The following is a 20837-nucleotide window of genomic DNA, read 5'->3' as shown; positions in this document are numbered from 1 at the left end:
GGATGGGAGTGCCGTCCTCCGCGCTCCGCGGCGGCGTGCCGCTCGTGGACACGCTCGGCCCGACGCACGTGTCGCACGCGCCCGTCATCGAGTCGGCCGGTGCCCTCGTGTGGCGCGTGCGCGACGACGAGCTGCAGGTGCGCCTCGTCCACCGGCCGCGCTACGACGACTGGTCGTGGCCCAAGGGCAAGCTCGACCCGGGCGAGACGTTCCAGGCGGCCGCGGCGCGCGAGGTCGCCGAGGAGACGGGCAAGCCGGTCGTGCTGGGCGTCCCGCTCCCGGGGCTGCAGTACCTCACGCCCGAGGGCCGTGTGAAGCGCGTGCACTACTGGGCCGCCCGCAGGGCGTCGAGCCGGTCCGACGCCGGCGCGCTCGCCGCGCGCGCCCCCGTCCCGCCGGTGTCGCCCCAGGAGATCGACCGCGCCGCGTGGCTCTCCGCGGACGACGCCGCGCGGCGCCTCACGCGGCAGGCCGACCGGGCGCCGCTCGAGGCGCTCGTGCGCGAGCGCGACGAGGGCCGCCTCGCGACGCACGTCGTCGTCATCGCGCGCCACGGCAAGGCCGTGGCGCGGTCGGCGTGGCACGGCGACGAGCAGGACCGTCCGCTCACGCCCGCTGGCCACGCCCAGGGGGTCGCGCTCGTGCCGGTGCTCGCGGCCTACGGCGTCGAGACGATCGTCACGAGCCGCTGGGACCGCTGCGCCCAGACGATCGCGCCCTACGCGACCGCCTCGGGGCTCGCCCCGGTCAGCATCGACCACCTCACCGAGGCGCAGCACGAGCGGTCCCCCGCGCGCGTCGCGCGGACGGTCCGGGAGCTGCTCGAGGCGGAGCGGTCGTCGGTGCTGTGCACGCACCGGCCCGTACTGCCCACGGTGCTCGACGTCCTCGGCCAGCACTCGCGGCGCCCGGTCGCGAACGCCCTGCCCGCGCACGACCCGTTCCTCGAGCCCGGCGAGATGATCGTGGCCCACGTGGCGCGCACACCGAAGGGCCCACGCGTCGTCGCGGCGGAGAAGGTCGCCCCGCCGCTGCACTGAGACCCGCACCGGCGTCCCCGCGCCGCGACGTCCGGACGCACGACGACGCCCCGCCGGCGGCCGCGAGGCCTCCGACGGGGCGCCGTCGTCGTGCGAGGGGACCGGCGTCGCCGGTGCCCTGGGGTCAGAGCAGGATGGGGCTGAGGATCCAGTAGACGACGGCCGCGACGAGCGCGGCGGCAGGGATCGTCAGGACCCACGCGGCGCCGATGTTCTTGGCGACGCCCCAGCGCACCGCGGACAGGCGCTTGGTCGCGCCGACGCCCATGATCGCCGAGGTGATGGTGTGGGTCGTCGAGACGGGCGCGTGGAAGATGAACGCGTTGGCGTAGAGCACGACGGCGGACACCGACTCGGCGACGAAGCCGCGCGCCGGGTCGAGCTCGATGATCTTGCGGCCGAGCGTGCGCATGATGCGCCAGCCGCCCGCGTAGGTGCCGAGCGAGATCGCCGTCGCGGCCGACAGCTTGACCCACAGCGGGATCGTGTTGTCGTCCTGGAACCCGCCCGCCACGAGGGCGAGCACGATGACGCCCATCGTCTTCTGCGCGTCCTGCAGACCGTGGCCCAGCGCCATCGCGGCGGCGGAGGCCGTCTGCGCGATCCGGAACCGGCGGAACGCCCGGGCGGGCGCCGCGTTCCGGAACACCCACAGCAGCAGGACCATGAGCGCGAACGCGAGGCCGAAGCCGATCAGCGGCGAGAAGATCATGGGGAGCACGACCTTGTCGAGGATCGCGTCCCAGTGCACCGTGATCCCGGACGCGAGGCCGACGCCCGCGAGGCCGCCGATGATCGCGTGCGTCGACGACGACGGCAGGCCCAGCCACCACGTGATGAGGTTCCACGTGATCGCGCCGACCAGCCCGCACAGGACGATGACGAGACCCTGGTGGGGTGGCACGTCGCCGACGGCGACGATGTCCTCCGCGATGGTCTGCGCCACGGCCGTGCCGAGCAGCGCGCCGATGAGGTTGAACACCGCCGCCATGAGGAGCGCCGCGCGCGGTGTGAGGGCCCGGGTCGACACCGAGGTCGCGATGGCGTTCGCGGCGTCGTGGAACCCGTTCGTGTAGTCGAACGCCAGGGCGAAGGCCACGACGACGACGACGAGCACTGCCTCCACGGGGCTCAGGACTCCTTGAGGGCGATGGTCTCGACCGTGTTGGCGACCTTCTCGAAGGCGTCGGCCGCCTGCTCGAGGACCTCCACGATCTCCTTGAGCTTCATGAGGAGGACCGGGTCGGACACGTCGTCGAAGAGCTCGGCGAGCAGCTTGCGGTGGACCTTGTCCGCCTGGTTCTCCAGGCGGTTGACCTCGACCCAGTACTCGGGGAGGTCGTCCATCGAGCGCAGGCGCGGCATCGCCTCGGCCGTGAGCTCCGACGCCCGCTGGAGCACCTGGACCTGCTCGGACACGCGGGCCGGGAGCTCGTCGACCTTGTAGAGGACGATGAGGTCGGCCGCCTCCTCCATGTAGTCCATGCAGTCGTCGAGCGCCGACGCGAGGGCGTAGATGTCGTCCCGGTCGAACGGCGTGACGAACGTCTGGTTGAGGCGTCGCATGATCGAGTGCGTCGCGTCGTCCGCGAGGTGCTCGGTCTCGCTCAGCTGCTTCGCGAGCTGCTTGCGCGTGGGGCGGTCCGCCCCCAGCAGCTCCGCGAGGAGCGTGGACCCTGTGACCAGGTGCTGCGCCGAGGCGGCGAGGAGGTCGAAGAACGAGGTGTCGCGCGGTGTCAGGCGCAGGCGCACGGGGGGCTCCGGAAGGGACGCGGGGTAGGGGTCTGAGCTGGCGTCGGCCGCGGGGGCCGCTCGACCGCCGGGAGGACCGGACGGCCGGGGTGGTCACGATCTCTGGTCGGATGATCTCTCGGTGAACGCACGTCGAACTCTCGTCAAATGTAGCCGACGCGCGGAGCGATGCTGGAATCGTCGGGCCCAAGGTCCCGGATGCTCAGGACGCCCACAGCCTGCGCCCGGCCTCGTCGCCGGTGCGGCCACCGCGCCCGCGCACCGCACGAGAGGCGGTGCGCGGTGGGCGCGAGGGGAAGTTAGTGACGCCGGACCGGGAGCGCCTCTCGGCGCGTGGCCGCTCGTAGCGGCTGAGTGTGGAGCCCGGGGCTACCGCGGCCCGGCGTCGAGATCCATCGTACGTGCCGCACCCCGCTCGGGGTACCCGTGTTCGCGCTCCGCGAGACCGCCCCCGCCCGCCGTGCGTCGGCGCCGCCGATCCCGCACCCTCCGCGCCCGCGGGGTCCCGACGGGCCCGACCAGGTGGTCCCGGTCGGTCGAGCAGGCGGTCCGGGCGCGTCAGGTGGCACGGACGCGCCAGGTTCGCCTGCTCGGCGACGACCGGGGCCTCCGCGGCGGGGAGGGACGCGCGCTCAGTCGAGGCGGTCGGCGCGCCAGAGCTCGGCGGCGTGCTCGAGCTCCTGGGCGGTCCGCAGCAGCGAGCCCGCGCCCCGGGTCGTGCGCAGGGCGCCGTCGGGGTCGGCGACCTCGCGCGCGTCGGCGTCGAACGCGGCGCCGGTGGCGAGGATGCGGCAGAACGACCCGGCGCGCTCGAGCGCGACCGCGAGGTCGCCCGTGAAGACGCCGGACAGCACCGCGTCGGCGAGGTCGCGCACGTCCTGCGGCCCCGGCGGCCGGGGCACGCCCGCGATGGCCTCGTGGACGGGCGCCGCGTCGACGCCGAGCCGGTAGCGGAGGGTGACGGTCTGCGGGTCGCGGCGCACCCACTCGCGCAGCACGTAGAGCCGCCAGAGTGCCCCCGGCAGGGAGTTGGGGGCGGCGTCGGACCACAGGCCGGCCACGACGTCGAGGCCCTCGGTCTCGACGAGGTGGACGAGCCGCTCGACGACCTCCGGGTCCTCGGTGTCGCGGGCGCGGTGGACGATGGCGTGCGCGGTGGTGTGCGCGACCCGGTCGCGGAGCGCGGGGTCGAGCTCGCCGGGCAGCTCGTCGGCGTCGCGCGGGTCGAGCATGGCGGGGCGGCGAGGTCGCTGCGTGCGGTCGGACCGACCGGGGTCGGGCCGGGCTCCGGGGGTGGGGACGTCGTCTGGCACCCGCCCAGTCTCCACCCGGGCCCGCGACGCGCGCAGCCTCCGGGGGGTGCTCGGGGCCGGACCTCGTTCGCCGCGCCACGGTCCGCACCCCGCCCTACAGTGACGACAGAGGGACGACAGGAGCTGCCACCGGCTCCGGGACGGAGCGGAGGGCGAGATGTCGAGCAGCGGCGCAGCAGGTCAGAGGACCGTGAGCGAGCGGAGCGCCCACCGGAAGGCGATCGGCCTCGCCGTCGCGGCCGCGGTCGGCGGCTTCCTCTTCGGGTTCGACAGCTCGGTCATCAACGGCGCCGTCGCGGCGATCGAGGGCCAGTTCGACCTCGACTCCGCGGTGACGGGCCTCGTCGTCGCGATCGCTCTCCTCGGGTGCGCGCTCGGCGCGTGGTCGGGCGGCCGCCTCGCCGACCGGTGGGGCCGCACGCGCGTCATGGTGTTCGGCGCCGTCCTGTTCTTCGTCTCCTCGATCCTCTCGGCGATCGCGTGGTCGGCCTTCGACCTGGCGATCTGGCGGTTCATGGCGGGTGTCGGCATCGGTATCGCGTCGGTCATCGCGCCCGCGTACATCGCGGAGATCGCGCCGGCCCGGCTGCGCGGCCGCATGGGCTCGCTCCAGCAGCTCGCCATCACGATCGGCATCTTCGCCGCGCTGCTCTCCGACCAGCTCCTCGCGGAGACGGCGGGCGGGGCGTCCAACGAGCTGTGGCTCGGGTGGGAGGCGTGGCGCTGGATGTTCCTCGTCTGCGTCGTCCCCGCGGCGGTCTACGGCATCCTCGCCCTGCGCATCCCCGAGTCGCCCCGGTACCTGGTGGCGAAGGGCCGGGACGACGAGGCGCGCGCCGTGCTCGAGTCCGTGCTCGGCCCGGACGAGGACGTCGACGACCGCATCGCGCAGATCCACCGCTCGATCGTCGTCGACGAGAAGAACGCGCAGGAGGGCACGCTCCGGGGGTCGACGTTCGGCCTCAAGCCGATCGTGTGGGTCGGCATCCTGCTCTCGGTGTTCCAGCAGTTCGTCGGCATCAACGCGATCTTCTACTACTCCACGACGTTGTGGCAGACCGTCGGCTTCGACGAGAGCCAGTCGTTCCTGTTCTCCACGATCACCGCCGTGACCAACGTGGCGGTGACGTTCGTCGCCATCGTCCTGGTCGACAGGGTGGGCCGACGGCCGATCCTCCTCGTCGGCTCCGCGGGCATGACCGTCTCGCTCGCCGTGATGGCGTTCGCGTTCACCCAGTCGAGCGGGAGCGGCGACAACATCTCGCTGCCCGACCCCTGGGGGCCGATCGCCCTGGTCGCGGCGAACGCCTTCGTCGTGTTCTTCGGCGCCTCCTGGGGGCCGCTGGTCTGGGTCCTGCTCGGCGAGATGTTCCCGAACCGCATCCGTGCCGCCGCGCTCGGCGTCGCGGCGATGGCTCAGTGGCTCGCCAACTTCACCGTCACGATCGCCTTCAAGCCCGCCCTCGACACGTTCGGCGCCTCCGTCCCGTACACCGCGTTCGCCGTCTTCGCGGCGCTGTCCTTCGTCTTCGTCCTCGCGAAGGTCCCCGAGACGAAGGGCGTCGAGCTGGAGGACATGGGAACCACGGCGGATCGCCGGGCGCCCCAGTAGTCGTCGCGCGGGCGGCCGCCCGGATAGGAGGGGCCGCCCGCGCGGGGCCGTCGCGTTCCTCGACGGCCCCGCACCGACTCGCTCAGCAGTTCGCTACGCCGCGGATGTAGGCGGGGTTGGCACTGTTCTTGACCCAGTACCAGCTGACCGTCTTCCCCGGGGCTACTGACTTGCAGCCGATGTCGATACCCTAGGCGATGTCGAGCCGCTTCTTCTGGGTCGAGGACGTGCAGTTCTTGTAGTACGACGTGTACGGCGTCTGTCGGTAGATCTTGTTGCTGGCGACGTAGGTCCACGAGGTGTGCTGAACCTTCGAGAACCCGCAGGGCGCTGCCTGGCTGCTGGGCGCCGTCGCCACCAGACCGCCGAACGCGAGCGCCGCCGTCGCAGCCGCCGACCAGAGTCTTCGACCTGTGCTCCTCATCTTCTCCCCCTTCTCCGATCCCCTCGCCGTCGAGGGGTGGTGGCCTCACCGTAGGGCGACGGAGCACCTCGCGCCCGTCGAGAGTGGACCCTCGATCCACCGATGGTTGCTACAAGCAACTTTGCAGCGTATGCTTGCCTGCAGCAACCAAGGAGTGCCTGTGCCTGTGACCGCCCTTCCCGCGACCGACGTCGCGCACCCCGGACTCACCCCCGACCCGTCCCCCGCGGCGGGACTCGTCCGCGCGCTCGACGACCTGGCGCGCGCCCAGCGGGAGTCCGCCGTCCGGATCGCCCGCGACCTCGACATGCCGCGGGCGTCGTTCGGCCTGCTCCGGATGCTCCAGCACTGCGGCCCCGTCCAGCTCGGGGACGTCGCGGCGAAGCTCCGGGTCGACCTCTCCGTCGCGAGCCGCCAGGTGAGCCACCTGGTCGACGCGGGCCTCGTGCGCCGCACGGTGGACGACGACGACCGGCGGGCCCGGACCGTCGAGCTCACCGAGGCGGGCCGCGCGCTCCTGGTGCGGGCGTACGAGCACATCGACGTCCTCGCCGCGACGACGTTCGCGGACTGGGGCGACGAGGAGATCGTCGAGGCCACGCGCCACATCGAGCGCGTCGCCGCGGCGGTCGTCGCGGTCCACGACTCCCCCCGCGCCGCCGGGTGACCGACGACGTCCGGCGGCCCTGCGCCGTCGGGCCCGCGCCCCGACCACCGGCCGCACCGCGGACCGGCCCCCGACCACCTGACACCGCCCCCCGACACGTGCGCCCCGCCCCGGCCTCGTGAGCAAGGAACCCAGCGCCTGATGACCAGCACCCCCGCAGAACGCACCGCACCGCCCGGCAGCGCCGGAGCCCCCGCACCGATGACCCGCCGCGAGGTCATGGAGTCCCTCTCCGGGATCCTCCTCGGCATGTTCGTCGCGATCCTCGCGAGCTCGATCGTCTCGAGCTCCCTCCCGAAGATCGTCAGCGACCTCGACGGCTCGCAGTCGTCGTACACGTGGGTCGTCACCTCGACCCTCCTCGCCATGACGATCTCGACCCCCATCTGGGGCAAGCTCGCCGACCTCACCAACCGCAAGGTCCTCATCCAGATCGCGCTCGTCGTCGCGGTCGTGTCCTCCGCGCTCGCGGGGCTCTCGCAGAACGTCGGCACCCTCATCGCGCTGCGCGCCTTCCAGGGCATCGGCGCCGGTGGCCTCATGGCGCTCGCCACGGTGCTCATCACCGACATCATCTCGCCGCGCGAGCGCGGCAAGTTCATGGGCCTCATGGGCGGCATCATGGCCGTCAGCCAGATCGGCGGGCCGCTGCTCGGCGGCGTCCTCACCGACGCCGTGAGCTGGCGCCTCAACTTCTTCGTCGGCCTGCCGTTCGCCATCGCCGCGATCGTCGTCCTCCAGCGCACGCTGCACCTGCCGAAGGTCGCGCGCCGCGTCGTCCGGATCGACTACTGGGGCGCGATCCTCATCAGCGCCGGCGTGTCCTCGCTCCTGCTGTGGGTGACGTTCGCCGGGCAGAACTTCGAGTGGCTCTCGTGGCAGACCTTCGCGATGGTCGGCGGCGCGGTCGTCGCGCTCGTCGGTGCCGTGCTCGTCGAGCGCGTCACGCCCGAGCCGCTCATCCCGCTGCACCTGTTCAAGAACCGCACGTTCGTCCTCGCGGTCGTCGCGTCCGTCGCGGTCGGCGTCGCGATGTTCGGGACCGCCGTGTTCCTCAGCCAGTACATGCAGGTCGCGCGCGGCAAGACGCCGACCGAGTCCGGCCTCCTCACGATCCCGATGATCGTCGGCACGTTCGTCGCGTCGACCCTGTTCGGCCAGCTCATCACGCGCTACGGCCGCTACAAGGCGTTCATGGTCACCGGTGGTGCGGTCCTCGTCGCGTCGCTCTTCGCGCTGTCGACGATCGACTACCACACGAGCTTCACGCTGATCAGCGTCTACCTGTTCTTCCTCGGCGTGAGCATGGGCATGCTCATGCAGAACCTCGTGCTCGCCGTGCAGAACACGCTCGCCGTGGAGGAGATGGGGGCCGGGACCTCGACCGTCGCGTTCTTCCGCAGCCTCGGCGGCGCGATCGGCGTGTCCGTGCTCGGCGCGGTGCTCGCGAACAAGGTCACGACGTCGATCCAGGACGGCCTCACCCAGCTCGGCGTGCCGGCCGGGTCGATGGGCGGCGGCAACGCCGTGCCCGACGTCTCGACCCTGCCCGCGCCGATCAAGGACCTCGTCGAGAAGTCCTACGGCGACGGGATCGCCGAGATCTTCCTCGTCGCGGTGCCGCTCGCGCTCGTCGCGCTCATCGCCGTGTCTTTCCTTAAGGAGGTGCCGCTCGGCACCAAGACCGGCCTCCAGGAGCGCCTCGAGAAGGAGGCGGCCCTGCTCGGCGCGGACGCCCCCGTCGACGCGACCCCCGGTCGCGTGACCCTCGCGGAGGAGACGGAGTCCACGCTGCTCGGCGCCTATGAGCCCGCGGGCGTGGTCGACGACGAGGCGACCGCGCGCCGGTCGCGCTGACGTCGGCGTCCCCGCCGCACGGGGGCACCGCCGACACACCCCGAGGGGGTGGTCCCGGACTGTCCGGGACCACCCCCTCGGTCGTGCGCGGGGAGCTCCCGTCGCCCCGTGCGGGTGAGGTTCCGGGGAGGAAGGTGACCGGGCCGTGCCCTTCGCGCCATGATGGCCCTGTGCCCCCCGAGACCGCTCCGGCCCGCCCCGCTCCCGACACCGCGCACGTCGACGACGACGCGTACGTCGACCTCGAACGCGAGCTGCGGATCCTGCTGCGCCGCGCCGGCGCGGTCGCCACGGGCATGGCCCGCCGGATCCATCCCGACCTGGAGGCGAGCGCCTACCCGCTGCTCGCCCACATCGCCGACCACCCCGGCGTCCGCGGCTCGGAGCTCGCGGCGCAGTTCGGCGTGGGGCGCGCGACGATCTCCCGCCAGCTCAGCCGCCTGCACGACCTCGGCCTCGTCGCGCGCGAGGTCGACCCCGACGACTCGCGCGGGCAGCTCATCACCCTGACGCCCGACGGCGAGGCGCGGCTCCACGCGGCGCACAGCGGGCGGGTCACGTCGATCACCGAGGCGCTGGAGGGCTGGGACCAGCGCGACGTCGCGACGCTCGCGACGCTCCTGCACCGGTACTCCGAGGACGTCGTGCGCTGGGCCGCCAACCGGTGACCCTGGCCCCCGGCGCGGCATGACCGTGCCCGACGGCGCCCGCCCGCCCCACGACGCCCCGCGCGGCCGCGGGGTGGCCCGGGTCCGACGGCGGCCCGTCGTCGCGCTCGTCCTCGCGCTCGTCGTGGTGGCGGGACTCGTCGTCGCGACGCGTGTCCCCGACCCGTGGGGCGACGTCGGCGGCGACGTGCTCTACGCCGTCGCGACCTTCGTCCTCGTGGTCCTCGTGGCGCCGCGCGTGCGCCCGCTCGTGGCGGGCGCCGTCGCGCTGGGGTGGTGCTGGGCGGTCGAGGCGCTCCAGGCGACGGGCGTCGCCGCCGCCGTGAACGACGCGGTCCCGCCCGCGGCGTGGCTGCTGGGCAGCACGTTCGCGGTGCGGGACCTGGTCTGCTATCTGGTGGGCGTGGCGCTCGCGTGCGTGGTCGACGCGGGCGTCGGCGCCCGGTCGGCTACTCCGCGCCGGCCTCGAACGTCAGGCTGACCGAGTTCATGCAGAACCGGTCGCCCGTCGGGGTCTGGGGCGCGTCGTCGAACACGTGGCCCAGGTGCGAGCCGCAGCGCGCGCAGCGCACCTCGGTGCGCACCATGCCGTGGCTGCGGTCGGTGAGCAGCTCGACGCGGTCGCCCGCGAGCGGGCTGAAGAAGCTCGGCCACCCGCAGTGCGAGTCGAACTTCGTGTCCGAGCGGAACAGCTCGTTCCCGCACGCCCGACACGCGTAGACGCCGACGCGCTTCTCGTCGAGCAGCTCGCCCGTCCACGCGCGCTCGGTCCCGGCCTGCCGCAGCACGGCGTACTCCTGCGGGGACAGCTCGGCGCGCCACTCGTCGTCGGTCTTCACGACCTCGTAGGGCTGGTTCTCGTGGGTCTGGCTGGTCATGGTCCACCTCCGACGGTCCCAACCACGCCGACCGCTCCCGTGTTCCCGCCCCGCCCCACCCGCTGAGGGCAGGAAAAAGTCGCGGCCGAACCGGTTCGACCGCGACTCTCTCCTGCCTCAGCGTGGGGGCGTCAGCGCGGGCTGGAGGTCGAGTAGACGGTGCTCGACCCGCCGGCGGGGCGCTGCGCACGGCCACGGCCACCGCGACGGCGGCCGCCGCCCTGGCCCGCCGCGCCGTTCCCGGTGCCCGAGGTGCCGCGGCCGTCCCGGGCGCCGCCCTCGGGGCGACCCGCACCCGTCGGGCGCTGCGCCGGGCGCTGACCGCCCTGGCCGCGCGCCGCCGTCGTGCCCTGGCCCGCGGGCTGCGCGGCCGGGCGTGCGCCGCCCTGGCCGCCACGGCCACGGCGCGACGCGCGCGACCCGCCGTTGGACGAGCCCGTGCCGCGCTTCGCCTGCGTCTGCGGCGGCGTGATGTCGGACGGGCGCACGTACTCCGCGACCTCGCCGACGAGCCCCTTGATCGTCGCGTCGCCCGGGGCGACGGGCTGCGGCTGCGCGGTGATCTTCGCCTTGCGCGTGAGGTCGCGCACGTCGCCGCGCTGCTCCGGGAGCATGACGGTGACGACGACGCCCTCCGACCCGGCGCGGGCGGTACGGCCCGAGCGGTGCAGGTACGCCTTGTGCTCCGCCGGCGGGTCGACGTGCACGACGAGCTCCACGTCGTCGACGTGGATGCCGCGCGCCGCGATGTCCGTGGCGACGAGCACCTTGACCGCGCCCGACGAGAACGCCTCGAGGTTGCGCTCGCGCGCGCCCTGGCCGAGGTTGCCGTGCAGGTCGACGGCGGGCACGCCCGCCGCGGTGAGCTGCTTCGCGAGCTTCTTCGCCTGGTGCTTGGTGCGCATGAACAGCACGCGACGGCCCGTGCCCGAGGCGAGCTCGTGCACGATCTGCTTCTTCGCGTCCGCGTCGCGCACCGCGAGGATGTGGTGCGTCATCTGCGGGGGCGCGGCCGCGGCGTCGTCCACCGAGTGGCGCACCGGGTTGCTGAGGTAGCGCTTGACCAGCTGGTCGACGCCGTTGTCCAGCGTCGCGGAGAACAGCATGCGCTGCCCCTGCTTCGGCGTCTTGTCCATGATGCGCTTCACGCCGGGCAGGAACCCGAGGTCGGCCATGTGGTCGGCCTCGTCGAGCACTGTGATCTCGATGCCGTCGAGCGTGAGCAGGCGCTGGTTGAGGAGGTCCTCCAGGCGGCCCGGGCACGCGATGACGATGTCGGCGCCCTTGTCGAGCGCGGCGACCTGGCGCGACTGCGCGACGCCGCCGAAGATCGTCGTCGTCACGAGCCCGAGCGCCTTGGCGACCGGCTCCATCGTGGCGTTGATCTGGTTGGCGAGCTCGCGCGTCGGGCACAGCACGAGCGCACGGGGCCGGCGCGGGTAGAGCGACGACTTCGCCCACGACAGGCGGGCGACGGTGGGCAGCGAGAACGCGAGCGTCTTGCCGGAGCCGGTGCGGCCGCGGCCGAGGACGTCACGGCCCTTCAGCGAGTCGGGCAGCGTGGCGGTCTGGATGGGGAACGGGGAGTCGATGCCCTGGCGCGAGAGCTCGCGCACGACAGGGGTGGGCAGGCCGAAGTCGGCAAAGGAAGTCACAGGTGATGGGCCTCTCGGGGCTCAAGGTCGGGGTCCGCCGCACGCAATCCGGGGGGATCTCCACGACGCCGGGCGCGCGGGATCGCGCTGCCCTCGAACGTCCAGTGTCTCATGCCCGACGACGGGCGGCCGGGTGAGGTGCGTCTCGGCACTCTCGGGCACAGGGCCCTGTGGTGGAATGTCGCGCGTGCACGCCCTGGCGAACGCCCTCACCGTCCTGCCCGCCCTCCCCCGCGGCGGGGTCGCGGGAGCGCCCGCCGACGCCTCCACCGCGGGCAGTGACGTCGCCGCGTCCGTGGGGGACGTCGTCGGGCAGGTGTGGGAGGCCGCGACGACGCCCGTCCCTCCCCCGGCGGCCGCCGTGGTCGTCGCGATGGGCGTCCTCGCGCTCGTCGTCGTGCTCGTCACGCCCGTGTGGCGCGTGGCCCGGCACGTCGTGACCATCGCGCACGAGGCGTCGCACGCGATCGCGGCCCTGCTCACGGGCCGTCGGCTCGCGGGCATCCGCCTGCACTCCGACACGTCGGGGCTCACCGTCTCGTCCGGGCGCCCGCGCGGGTTCGGCATGGTCCTCACCGCGTTCATGGGGTACGTCGGCCCCGGCCTCATCGGCCTGGGGGCGGCCGCGCTGCTCCGCCAGGGGTATGCCGTCGGGCTGCTGTGGCTGCTCGTCGTGCTGCTCGCCCTCATGCTGCTGCAGATCCGCAACTGGTTCGGGCTCTGGTCCGTGCTCGTCACCGGCGCCGCGCTCGTCGGGGTGTCCTGGTGGGCGACGCCGCCCGTGCAGAGCGCCGTCGCCTACGCCGTGACATGGTTCCTGCTGCTGGGCGCCGTGCGGCCGGTGCTGGAGCTGCAGTCCGAGCGGTCGCGCGGCCGGGCGAGCACCTCCGACGCCGACATCCTCGCGCGCCTCACCCGGATGCCCGGCCTGTTCTGGGTCGGGGTGTTCCTCGTCGTGACGGTCGGCGCCGCCGTGCTCGGCGGGTCGTGGATCGTCGGGCCCGCCGCCTGACCCTCGCGTACCGGTCGCACCCCGGTCGAGCGGGCCTTGCAGGCCGGTCGAGACACGACGACGGGCCGCCCGCCGGAGCGAGCGGCCCGTCGTGGGACCGAGGACGCGCCTGGAGGAGGAGGACGCGTCGTCGAGATGGTCCGGCGCGAGCGCCGGGAACGTCCCGTCAGCCCTGCGGCGTCAGGACGAACGCCGGTCCCTGCGCGTTCGGGTCCGTGTCGAGCGTGAGGTTCGCGAGGGTCGGGGCCGTGGCGGACTCCACGAACACCTTCGCCTCGCCGTTCTCCACGACCGTGTCGTCGGGCTGCGGGGCGGGGACGAGCGCGAGCTCGAAGCTGCCCGCCTGGTCCGCCGACTCGGCGATCCGCAGACCGCCTCCCTCGGGGACGCCGGCCTGGGTCTGCAGGTCGTGGACAGCGGAACGGGCGTTGTCGGTCAGGGTAAGCACGAGAGCTCCTCTCGTCGCCGGGCGGAACCTGCGGGACACGTCCGTGCGGCCCACGCCTGGCCGGCGTGACCTGCCGTCGGTGCACCCTCCCGCGGGCTCCTCGGTCTTCTCCACCGAAACAAGAACCGCCGACCGTCGCAAGCGAAACGCCCGGTTCTCACCAAATTTCTCACGGAGCAAGACCGCGGGTGACACGTCGTGGAGCGCCGCATAGGGTGCGCGCCCGCCGGGGGTCGCGGTCTGAGATCGGCACCCGCTACCGGGGTCGGCACGTACTGCCGCGTTCGGCACGTTCTGCCGCGTTCGGCAGTCGCACGTGCCGATCTGCGTCGGGACTGCCGAACTCGGTCGGGACTGCCGACGGCGGGGCGCGGGTAGCCTGTGCGTGGACGCCACCAGCGTCCAGGGCCTCTAGCTCAATCGGCAGAGCTGCGGACTTTTAATCCGTAGGTTGTGGGTTCGAACCCCACGGGGCCCACTGCTGACCTGTGGACGCCCCGGCACCCGTCAGGCGCCGTCGAGCGCCGCGACGACGAGCCCGAGGGCCACGGCCGCCAGGGCGAGGGGCCAGCCCCAGCCGGCGAGCGAACGACGCAGCCGCGGGTCCTGCGTCACCACGTAGGCCGAGCGCAGGAGCACTGCGGCCAGCAGCCCCGTGACCAGGGCGAGCAGCAGCAAGACGTCGACGAGCACGCGCGCACTCTCTCACGACGCGGCTCGGCGGACGGCCACACCCCCGTCGGCACCGGTCAGCGCCCGCGCGCAGGGTCGGGTCGGGTCAGCAGACGCTCAGGCCGTGAACGTCGCCCAGACGGTCTTGACGTCGTCGGTCCGGTACCAGCCGACGTCGAGCGAGAGCTGGCGGGCCATGTGCAGGCCGACGCCGCCTGCGCCGGGGATGCGGCGTCCGGCGTAGACGGGCTCGGTGGACACGTCGTGGTCGGCGACCTCGAGGAGGAAACGGTCGCCGCTGCGGGCGAGGCGCACGATCGTCGGGGGCAGGCCGTGGCGCAGCGCGTTGGTCGCGAGCTCCGAGGCGATGAGGACGAGCTTGTCCGGCGTGAACGAGAGCCGACCGGTCGACGGGACGCCCTGGCTCTCGAGCGTCGCCACGAGGCCGGCGCGCAGCGCGGAGAGCTCCTCCGTCGTGGAGAGCACCCACTCCTCCACGAGCTGGTACTCCTCGGGCGGCATCGACGTGATGAGGTCGGCGTCGTCGAGGGGGACGTCGATCAGGGTCTGGTCGTCCACGCGCGGGTACCTCCAGCGGCTTGAAGGAGCGGAGCGGCCACCCTGACACGCGGACCCCCGGCCCGCACCCCGTCCCGCCCGGCTCGCCGGGAGCCCGCCGGCCCGGCCACCGGGACCGGGCTGGTCAGCGGCCCGACGGCGGCCCGACCGCGGGCCGACACCGCCCGTTCATCCGCCGTTGGTTGCGCGCGGGACGGGTGCGGCCGGACCGTCGGACCATGGCGATCGAGGACGAGGACCGCGAGATCGACGTCGTGGTGGAGCGGGTCAGCACGCGCTTCCCGGACGTGCCGATGGAGGACGTCCGCGAGCAGGTGCTCGCGGAGCTGGGCCGGTACCAGGCCGCGCACGTGCGCGACTTCGTGCCGGTGCTGGTGGAGAACGCGGTGATGGACGTGCTGCGCTCGGGCGAGCGGGCGCACCGGCCGCCCCGCGGGAGCGTGCACCGCGACCGATGAGTCCGGGTGTGGGCGGCCGTCGGTACGTTCGCGGCGGGTCGATCGACCTGCCCCGACGACGAGGAGCTCGCATGTCCTTCCAGGCCTATCTCGACGCGGTCGAGGACAAGACCGGTCTGACCCCGCGCCAGCTGGTCGACCTCGCGCACGAGCGCGGGTTCGACGAGACGACGAAGGCGACACCGATCCTCGAGTGGCTCCGGGACGACTACGGCCTGGGCCGCGGGCACGGCATGGCGATGGTCCACGTCATCACGAAGGGCCCGCAGATCTCGTCGAAGCACGTGGAGTCCGACGGCTCGCACCGCGACGACTCCGACACGCTGTGGCTGGACGGCAAGGCGACCCGGCCGGCCTGACACCCGGCGGGCCCGGCGCGGCCCTCCCTCGGCCCGCACGCCGGTGCCCGACGACGTCCCGGGAGCGGGCGTCGTCGGGCACCGGGGCGCGGGGCCGCTCAGGCGACGGGCGCGGTCAGAGCGTCCAGCGCTGGGCGTCGGTCTGGTTGCAGGTCCAGAGCTGGACCTTCTGGCCGTCACGCAGCGGTGCGCCGCCCTGGGCGTCGAGGCACTTGCCGGACTGCGGGTTGCGCAGGGCCTTGGTCGCGGAGTCGTACGTCCACTTCTGCGCGCCCGTCCCGTTGCACGTGTAGATCCACACGGCGGTGCCGTCGGCCGTCCCGCTGCGAGCGACGTCGAGGCACTTGCCGAGGGCGCGCACCGTCCCGTCGGTGCCGCGCGTCCACTGCTGCGCCGCGTTGCCGCTGCAGGTGGCGAGCTGGACCTGGTTGGTGTCGGTCGGGTCGGCCCACGGGACGTCGAGGCACAGCGTGCTCCCGATGCGGAGCGCGCCCGTCCCGGCGGGCAGACCACCGGGGGTGCCCGGCTGCTCGGTGCTGCCGCCGTTCCCGATGGGCGTGGCCGTGCCGGTGAACGGGTCGAGCTTGATGTACGCGGCCTGGGGGTTGCCGTCGTGGACGAGCGACTCGTGCGCGCCGACGTCGTCGAACGCGAACGCGTACGCCTTGCCGTTCGCCATCTGCTGGTGCGCGAGCTTCGCGTACACGTTCGTGCGGGCGTCCTGGTAGAAGCCGGCGCTGCTCGCGTCCGGGTGGTTCGGGTTCGTCAGCGCCGTGGTGCGGACGAGCGCGGCGCACAGGGTGCGGGCGATCGGCCCGACGACGTGGTCGTTGGGCGCCTGGAGGTCCTTGTGGCACCCGTACACGCTCGACGCGTCGGGCTTCTTGAACGCGGCGACCTCCTGCCCGGACCCGTTCCTGAAGCGGAACCAGTCGCCGTCGACCCGGCCGCGGAACTGCGTGCCGGGCTCGTGGGAGAACGGCGTGACGACCATGTCGCGCGTGCGGTACGAGTTCCACACCTCGGTGACGTAGGAGTCGATCGAGGCCGACGAGATCTTCCCGACGTCGATCCCGTGCGACGGGTTGAGCGCGCGCAGGCGGCTCCCGTCGGGCGCGCGCTGCACGAGCCCGCCCCACCCCGCGCTCTCGAGGGCCGTGTAGAACGCCTCGTAGCCGTTCGGCTTGAGCATGCCCGTGCTGAGGACCTGCCCGTCGGCGCGCTGGACGCCCACCTGGTACGGCGCGGACCAGTGGTCCACCTGCGTGCTGTTGATCCACAGGCCGCCGTCGTTGAGCGTGTACTCGGTCCAGTTGAAGAGGATGTTCCGGTTGGGGTCGGAGTCGTTCTGGACGGCGGGCTGGACGAGCCGCCCGTCGAGCACGATCTGGAACGTCATCTTCTGGCCGTACGAGTAGTAGACGCGCCCGGACAGCTTCGGGAGCCGGATCGTCACGGACTGGCCGGGGCCGGGTCCGGCGATCGACGCGTCGGGTGCCGGGACGGGCACGGGCCCGACCCCGCCGGGCCACGGGTGGAACGTGCCGCCCGCGTCCGCCCAGCCGGCGACGCCGTCGCGCTCGCCGAGGACGTACAGGTAGATCGGCCCCCTGCCCGAGTCGTTGGTGATCGTCAGCGGGATGGTCGCGGGGACCGCGCTCGCGGGCGCCGCCACGCCGACCAGCGCCCCGCTCACCGCGAGGACCGCGGCGCACAGCGCGGCCCACGCTCGTCTGCTGCTGTTCTTCCTGTCGTGAGGCATACGGGATCTGCTCCTGTTCGGTTGCTCCGTCGAAACCGGTCGCCGGACCGTTCCGGCGACAGCGTTGCCACAGGAGGTGTGGAAGCGCTGCCACGACCGTAACGGACAGCGGCCCGCGACGCCAGGGAGCGCTCCCCCGAGTCCGGTGCGGCGTGCTGGGGGCCATGGATCGACGCCGCGGCGCTCTCTCCGTGCGCGGCCCCGGGAGGGAGCCGGTCGCCCGTAGACTCGAACGAGTGCAGTGCCACCACTACGACGCCGGCCGGTGCCGGTCGTGCACCCTCCTCGACCTCGCGTACCCCGCGCAGGTCACCGGCAAGCAGGAGCACTGCGCCGAGCTCCTCACCCCGCTCGCGCCGGACCTCACCTGGCTGCCCACTGTCGAGTCCGCCGACTCCGGCTTCCGCAACAAGGCGAAGATGGTCGTCACCGGCACCACCGACGCCCCGGTGCTCGGGATCCTCGCGGAGGGCGGCGGCGTCGACCTCACCGACTGCCCGCTCTACCCGCCCGCGCTCCAGGCGTCGTTCCCCGCGTTCGCGGCGTTCGTCACGCGCGCGCGGCTCGTCCCCTACGACGTCCGCACGCGGCGCGGCGAGCTCAAGTACGTCCTCGTCACCCTCTCCCCCGACGGCGACCTCATGGCGCGGTTCGTCCTGCGGTCCACCGAGTCCGTGCCGCGGGTCCGCAAGCACCTGCCTGCCCTGCTCGACGCTCTCCCGTCGCTGCGCGTCGTGTCCGTGAACCTGCACCCCGAGCACAAGGCCGTCGTCGAGGGCGAGACCGAGATCGTGCTCACCGAGGCCGAGACGCTGCGCATGCACGTCAACGGGATCGACCTCCACCTGCGCCCGCAGAGCTTCTTCCAGACCAACACCGACGTCGCCGCGGCCCTCTACCGCCAGGGCCGGGCCTGGGTGGACGACGCCGCACCCGCCACGGTCTGGGACCTCTACTGCGGCGTGGGCGGGTTCGCGCTGCACGTCGCGGGGCCCGCGCGCGACGTCGTCGGCGTCGAGACGAGCGCCGAGGCCGTCGCGAGCGCACGGCTCACCGCGCGCGACGCCGGGCTCGACCGCACGACCTTCCTCGCCGAGGACGCGACCGCGTTCGCCCTCTCACGGCAGGACGTGCCGGACCTCGTCGTCGTGAACCCCCCGCGGCGCGGCATCGGGGAGACGCTCAGCACCTGGCTGGAGCGGTCCGGCGTCGGGCACGTCGTCTACTCGAGCTGCAACGCGACGACGCTCGCGCGCGACCTGGCCCTCATGCCGTCGCTCCGACCGCGCGAGGCGCGCGTGCTCGACATGTTCCCGCAGACGTCGCACTACGAGGTCGCGGTCCTGCTCGAGCGCGCCTGACCTCGCCCGGCGTCCGCGAGCGCCGCGCGGCTCAGGGGCGCTCCCCCGCGCGTCGGGACGCCTCGACGGCCGCAGACTCGACGCGCGCCCGGTAGGCGACCCACTCGTCGTCGTCCAGCGCGGGCAGGTTGCCCCGCCCGTCGCCCGCCGCGCCGTCGACGAGCTCGCGCACGATGTCGGCGTGCCCGGCGTGGTGCGCCACCTCCGCGAGCACGTGCACGAGCACCTGGTGGAGCGTGACGTCCCGGTTCTCCGGGCGCCACCACGGCACGTGCCCGGGTGCGTCGAGGTCGAGCGACGCCACGGTCGCGTCGCACAGCTCCGACGACCGGCGGAAGAGCCTCAGGATCTCCTCCCGGCTCTCGTCCGCCGTGGCCCACATGTCGGCGTTCACCTCCGCGCCGTCGGCGAACCAGGGCAGGTCGAGGTCGTGCGTGCCGCCGAACGCCTCGTGCAGGTAGCCGAGCTGCACGCTGCCCACGTGCTTCACCAGGCCCAGGATGTTCGTGCCGGTGCGCGTGAGCGGACGGCGCACGTCGTACTCGCTCAGCCCCTCCGCCTTGGCGAGCAGCGCGTCGCGCTCCCGGCTCAGGTACCGCAGCAGCGTCGCCTTGGGGTCGTGGCCCGGTGCCGTCCTCGTGCTCATCCACCGGACGTTACCGACGCCCTCCCACGCCGGTGCCAGACTCCCCTCATGGCCACCGTGCACGCAGAGATCACCGACCGGCTGGCGACGTTCGTCCTCGCGCAGCCGGTGTTCTTCGTCGGCACCGCGCCGCTCGCCGCGGACGGTCATGTGAACGTCGCGCCCAAGGGCATGGCCGGGACGTTCGCGGTGCTCGGGCCGCACCGCGTCGCCTACCTGGACTACACCGGCTCGGGCGCGGAGACGCCCGCGCACCTGCGCGAGAACGGCCGGATCGTCGTGATGTTCTGCGCGTTCGAGGGTCCGCCCAACATCGTCCGCTTCCACGGGACCGGCCGGTACGTCGAGGCCGGCAGCCCGGAGTTCGACGCGCTGCGCGCCCGCTTCCCCAAGCGCGAGACAGCGGGTCAGCGCGGCGTCGTGGTCGTCGACGTGACGCGGGTCTCCGACTCGTGCGGGTTCTCCGTGCCGCGCATGGCCCTCGTCGAGGACCGGGACCTGCTCGACCGCTGGGCCGATCGCAAGACTCCGGAGCAGCTCGAGGCCTACCGCGTCACGAAGAACACCACGAGCATCGACGGCCTCCCGGCGATCGGCGACGGCTCCCACACCGTGGAGGCTACGACGCCACGTGAAGCCCTCGGGCGCTGACGTCTCGCGACACCGGGCTCCTGGGTGCGTGCGCACCCGAGAACCCGCGACGCACGCCCGCGCGCACGTCCGCGCGCACGTCCGCGCGCACGTCCGCGCGCACGTCTCGCCGACAGGCACTACCAGGCCTCTACCTCGCCGAGGTAGAGGCCCGGTTCTGCGAGGTCGAGGCGGGGTCTCGCGAGGTAGAGCCCAGGTCCGCGAGGTAGAGGCCTGGTCGCGCGGAGTAGAGGCCTGGCCCCGCGAGGGAGCTCGACCTCACGAGGCGGGCCGCTCGTCCGCCGTCGCGGCGAGGTAGGCCCTCCCGCGCGGCGAGAGGCGGTACCCGACGTCGAGGCTCTCGGTGAGGCCGAGCTCCTTGAGCCGACGCACGCGCACCTTGAAGTCGTCGCGGACCATCCCGAGCCCGGCCGCGAGCTCGCGCGCGACGACGCCCTCGTGCGTGCCGATCAGCTCGAGGTACCGGCGCGTCCACGGCTCCGCGGCGGCCCGGTCCTTCCGCGCGAGCGCGGTGCGGAGCTGCTCGACGGCGTCCGCGTCGAGGTCCGCGTCCTCGCGCAGCGCGACGCGCGGGTCCGGGCCGGCGAGCCGCAGGCCCACGCGGTAGAGGTCGCCCTCGCGCCCGGCGCCCCGAGCGAGCACACGCTCGGGCGAGGTCATCCCGGCAAGGCGGGCCTCGTCGTCGGACACGACGGGCGCGCCGTCCGGACCGGCGGGCACGCGCTCGACCGACGTCACCTCGACGACGCCCACCCGGGTGCGCTGGAGCGTCCCGACGCGCACGCGCGGCGTCGTCCAGCGGCGGAACGCCAGCGTCACCGTCCCGTCCTGGAGGCCGCGCAGCGTGCGGGCGTCGAGGAGCACGCTCCGAGCCTACGACCACGCCGCCACGCCCTCCCGAGGGAGAGCCCGTCCGGTGAGGTAGAGCCGAGGTCACGACCTGGGCTCTACCTCGGCCCACCTGGGCTCTACCTCGCGCGACCAGGGCTCTACCTCGGCCCACCGAGGCTCTACCTCGCGCGA

The 20837-nt window shown here is 73.4% G+C and carries 23 protein-coding genes and 1 tRNA gene; 12 read left to right on the top strand and 12 right to left on the bottom strand.

The window, feature by feature from the left end:
• Positions 1-2: 2 nt before the first annotated feature.
• Positions 3-1040: an NUDIX hydrolase gene (locus RSE42_RS03440; RefSeq protein WP_389299976.1), complete on the top strand. Its 1038-nt coding sequence runs from the start codon at positions 3-5 to the stop codon at positions 1038-1040.
• A 124-nt stretch (positions 1041-1164) separates the two neighbouring features.
• On the opposite strand, the gene RSE42_RS03435 is transcribed toward RSE42_RS03440, so the two are convergent.
• The 3 genes from RSE42_RS03435 to RSE42_RS03425 form a co-directional block, all read right to left on the bottom strand.
• A complete protein-coding gene (locus RSE42_RS03435) occupies positions 1165-2166 on the bottom strand; it encodes an inorganic phosphate transporter (protein WP_021482998.1) in 1002 nt (333 codons plus the stop codon).
• A 5-nt stretch (positions 2167-2171) separates the two neighbouring features.
• Positions 2172-2792, bottom strand: coding sequence for a DUF47 domain-containing protein (locus tag RSE42_RS03430; RefSeq protein WP_021482999.1), 621 nt, complete (start codon positions 2790-2792; stop codon positions 2172-2174).
• A 632-nt stretch (positions 2793-3424) separates the two neighbouring features.
• Positions 3425-4024 (bottom strand): hypothetical protein, encoded by a 600-nt coding sequence (locus tag RSE42_RS03425; RefSeq protein WP_043655142.1) that lies wholly within the window; start codon positions 4022-4024, stop codon positions 3425-3427.
• A 238-nt stretch (positions 4025-4262) separates the two neighbouring features.
• Here RSE42_RS03425 and RSE42_RS03420 point away from each other — a divergent pair, with 238 nt between their 5' ends.
• On the top strand, positions 4263-5717 hold the full coding sequence (locus RSE42_RS03420; RefSeq protein ID WP_085386556.1) for a sugar porter family MFS transporter: 1455 nt from the start codon (positions 4263-4265) through the stop codon (positions 5715-5717).
• Positions 5718-5907: 190 nt separating this feature from the next.
• Here RSE42_RS03420 and RSE42_RS03415 read toward each other — a convergent pair whose 3' ends face one another.
• Entirely contained in the window at positions 5908-6141 is a 234-nt protein-coding gene (locus RSE42_RS03415; protein ID WP_415297869.1) for a hypothetical protein, read from the bottom strand.
• Between the two features lie 166 nt (positions 6142-6307).
• Here RSE42_RS03415 and RSE42_RS03410 point away from each other — a divergent pair, with 166 nt between their 5' ends.
• The 4 genes from RSE42_RS03410 (at position 6308) to RSE42_RS03395 (ending at position 9814) form a co-directional block, all read left to right on the top strand.
• On the top strand, positions 6308-6808 hold the full coding sequence (locus RSE42_RS03410; RefSeq protein ID WP_051028182.1) for a MarR family winged helix-turn-helix transcriptional regulator: 501 nt from the start codon (positions 6308-6310) through the stop codon (positions 6806-6808).
• Positions 6809-6949: 141 nt separating this feature from the next.
• Positions 6950-8665: an MDR family MFS transporter gene (locus tag RSE42_RS03405; RefSeq protein ID WP_137279712.1), complete on the top strand. Its 1716-nt coding sequence runs from the start codon at positions 6950-6952 to the stop codon at positions 8663-8665.
• A gap of 170 nt (positions 8666-8835) precedes the next feature.
• On the top strand, positions 8836-9333 hold the full coding sequence (locus RSE42_RS03400; RefSeq protein WP_034652516.1) for a MarR family winged helix-turn-helix transcriptional regulator: 498 nt from the start codon (positions 8836-8838) through the stop codon (positions 9331-9333).
• A gap of 19 nt (positions 9334-9352) precedes the next feature.
• On the top strand, positions 9353-9814 hold the full coding sequence (locus RSE42_RS03395; protein WP_241769894.1) for a DUF2809 domain-containing protein: 462 nt from the start codon (positions 9353-9355) through the stop codon (positions 9812-9814).
• On the opposite strand, the gene msrB is transcribed toward RSE42_RS03395, so the two are convergent.
• Together msrB and RSE42_RS03385 are read right to left on the bottom strand one after the other, a co-directional pair.
• On the bottom strand, positions 9783-10211 hold the full coding sequence (msrB, locus tag RSE42_RS03390; RefSeq protein WP_034652513.1) for a peptide-methionine (R)-S-oxide reductase MsrB: 429 nt from the start codon (positions 10209-10211) through the stop codon (positions 9783-9785). The two genes, RSE42_RS03395 and msrB, sit on opposite strands and share 32 nt — an antisense overlap.
• 131 nt (positions 10212-10342) lie before the next feature.
• Positions 10343-11866 carry a DEAD/DEAH box helicase gene (locus RSE42_RS03385; protein ID WP_415297868.1) on the bottom strand — a complete coding sequence of 508 codons (1524 nt, stop codon included), beginning with the start codon at positions 11864-11866 and terminating at the stop codon, positions 10343-10345.
• Positions 11867-12161: 295 nt separating this feature from the next.
• Between RSE42_RS03385 and RSE42_RS03380 the strand changes: the two genes are divergently transcribed.
• Positions 12162-12878, top strand: coding sequence for a M50 family metallopeptidase (locus RSE42_RS03380; RefSeq protein ID WP_043655079.1), 717 nt, complete (start codon positions 12162-12164; stop codon positions 12876-12878).
• Positions 12879-13044: 166 nt separating this feature from the next.
• On the opposite strand, the gene RSE42_RS03375 is transcribed toward RSE42_RS03380, so the two are convergent.
• Positions 13045-13326, bottom strand: a complete 282-nt coding sequence (locus RSE42_RS03375; RefSeq protein WP_061266560.1) for a HesB/IscA family protein — start codon at positions 13324-13326, stop codon at positions 13045-13047.
• Between the two features lie 405 nt (positions 13327-13731).
• Here RSE42_RS03375 and RSE42_RS03370 point away from each other — a divergent pair.
• Positions 13732-13804 (top strand) — tRNA-Lys (locus RSE42_RS03370).
• A gap of 29 nt (positions 13805-13833) precedes the next feature.
• Here the strand turns inward: RSE42_RS03370 and RSE42_RS03365 are convergent.
• Both RSE42_RS03365 and RSE42_RS03360 read right to left on the bottom strand, forming a co-directional pair.
• Positions 13834-14019 (bottom strand): hypothetical protein, encoded by a 186-nt coding sequence (locus tag RSE42_RS03365; protein ID WP_114553134.1) that lies wholly within the window; start codon positions 14017-14019, stop codon positions 13834-13836.
• A gap of 96 nt (positions 14020-14115) precedes the next feature.
• Positions 14116-14577, bottom strand: coding sequence for an ATP-binding protein (locus tag RSE42_RS03360; protein WP_415297867.1), 462 nt, complete (start codon positions 14575-14577; stop codon positions 14116-14118).
• A 218-nt stretch (positions 14578-14795) separates the two neighbouring features.
• Between RSE42_RS03360 and RSE42_RS03355 the strand changes: the two genes are divergently transcribed.
• Both RSE42_RS03355 and RSE42_RS03350 read left to right on the top strand, forming a co-directional pair.
• A complete protein-coding gene (locus tag RSE42_RS03355) occupies positions 14796-15035 on the top strand; it encodes a three-helix bundle dimerization domain-containing protein (RefSeq protein ID WP_144721525.1) in 240 nt (79 codons plus the stop codon).
• Positions 15036-15106: 71 nt separating this feature from the next.
• The gene (locus RSE42_RS03350; protein ID WP_144721523.1) at positions 15107-15394 is read left to right on the top strand and encodes a DUF4287 domain-containing protein; all 288 of its coding nucleotides are present in this window, start codon (positions 15107-15109) and stop codon (positions 15392-15394) included.
• Between the two features lie 115 nt (positions 15395-15509).
• Here the strand turns inward: RSE42_RS03350 and RSE42_RS03345 are convergent, their stop codons facing one another.
• A complete protein-coding gene (locus tag RSE42_RS03345; protein ID WP_415297866.1) occupies positions 15510-17156 on the bottom strand; it encodes a glucan endo-1,3-beta-glucosidase in 1647 nt (548 codons plus the stop codon).
• Positions 17157-17392: 236 nt separating this feature from the next.
• Here RSE42_RS03345 and rlmC point away from each other — a divergent pair, with 236 nt between their 5' ends.
• A complete protein-coding gene (gene rlmC, locus RSE42_RS03340; protein ID WP_085386561.1) occupies positions 17393-18517 on the top strand; it encodes a 23S rRNA (uracil(747)-C(5))-methyltransferase RlmC in 1125 nt (374 codons plus the stop codon).
• Between the two features lie 31 nt (positions 18518-18548).
• On the opposite strand, the gene RSE42_RS03335 is transcribed toward rlmC, so the two are convergent.
• The gene (locus tag RSE42_RS03335) at positions 18549-19163 is read right to left on the bottom strand and encodes a DinB family protein (protein ID WP_043655055.1); all 615 of its coding nucleotides are present in this window, start codon (positions 19161-19163) and stop codon (positions 18549-18551) included.
• 48 nt (positions 19164-19211) lie between these two features.
• Here RSE42_RS03335 and RSE42_RS03330 point away from each other — a divergent pair, with 48 nt between their 5' ends.
• Positions 19212-19814, top strand: a complete 603-nt coding sequence (locus RSE42_RS03330) for a pyridoxamine 5'-phosphate oxidase family protein (protein WP_415297865.1) — start codon at positions 19212-19214, stop codon at positions 19812-19814.
• 258 nt (positions 19815-20072) lie between these two features.
• Here the strand turns inward: RSE42_RS03330 and RSE42_RS03325 are convergent, their stop codons facing one another.
• Positions 20073-20678 carry an ASCH domain-containing protein gene (locus tag RSE42_RS03325; RefSeq protein ID WP_415297864.1) on the bottom strand — a complete coding sequence of 202 codons (606 nt, stop codon included), beginning with the start codon at positions 20676-20678 and terminating at the stop codon, positions 20073-20075.
• Positions 20679-20837: the final 159 nt, after the last annotated feature.

The sequence above is a fragment of the Cellulosimicrobium sp. SJTW-1 genome (genome assembly GCF_047716875.1).
In the GTDB taxonomy this organism is placed as follows: Bacteria; Actinomycetota; Actinomycetes; order Actinomycetales; family Cellulomonadaceae; genus Cellulosimicrobium; species Cellulosimicrobium funkei.
Note: the sequence above shows the minus strand (reverse complement) of the source record. Positions and strands in the feature narration are given on the sequence as shown.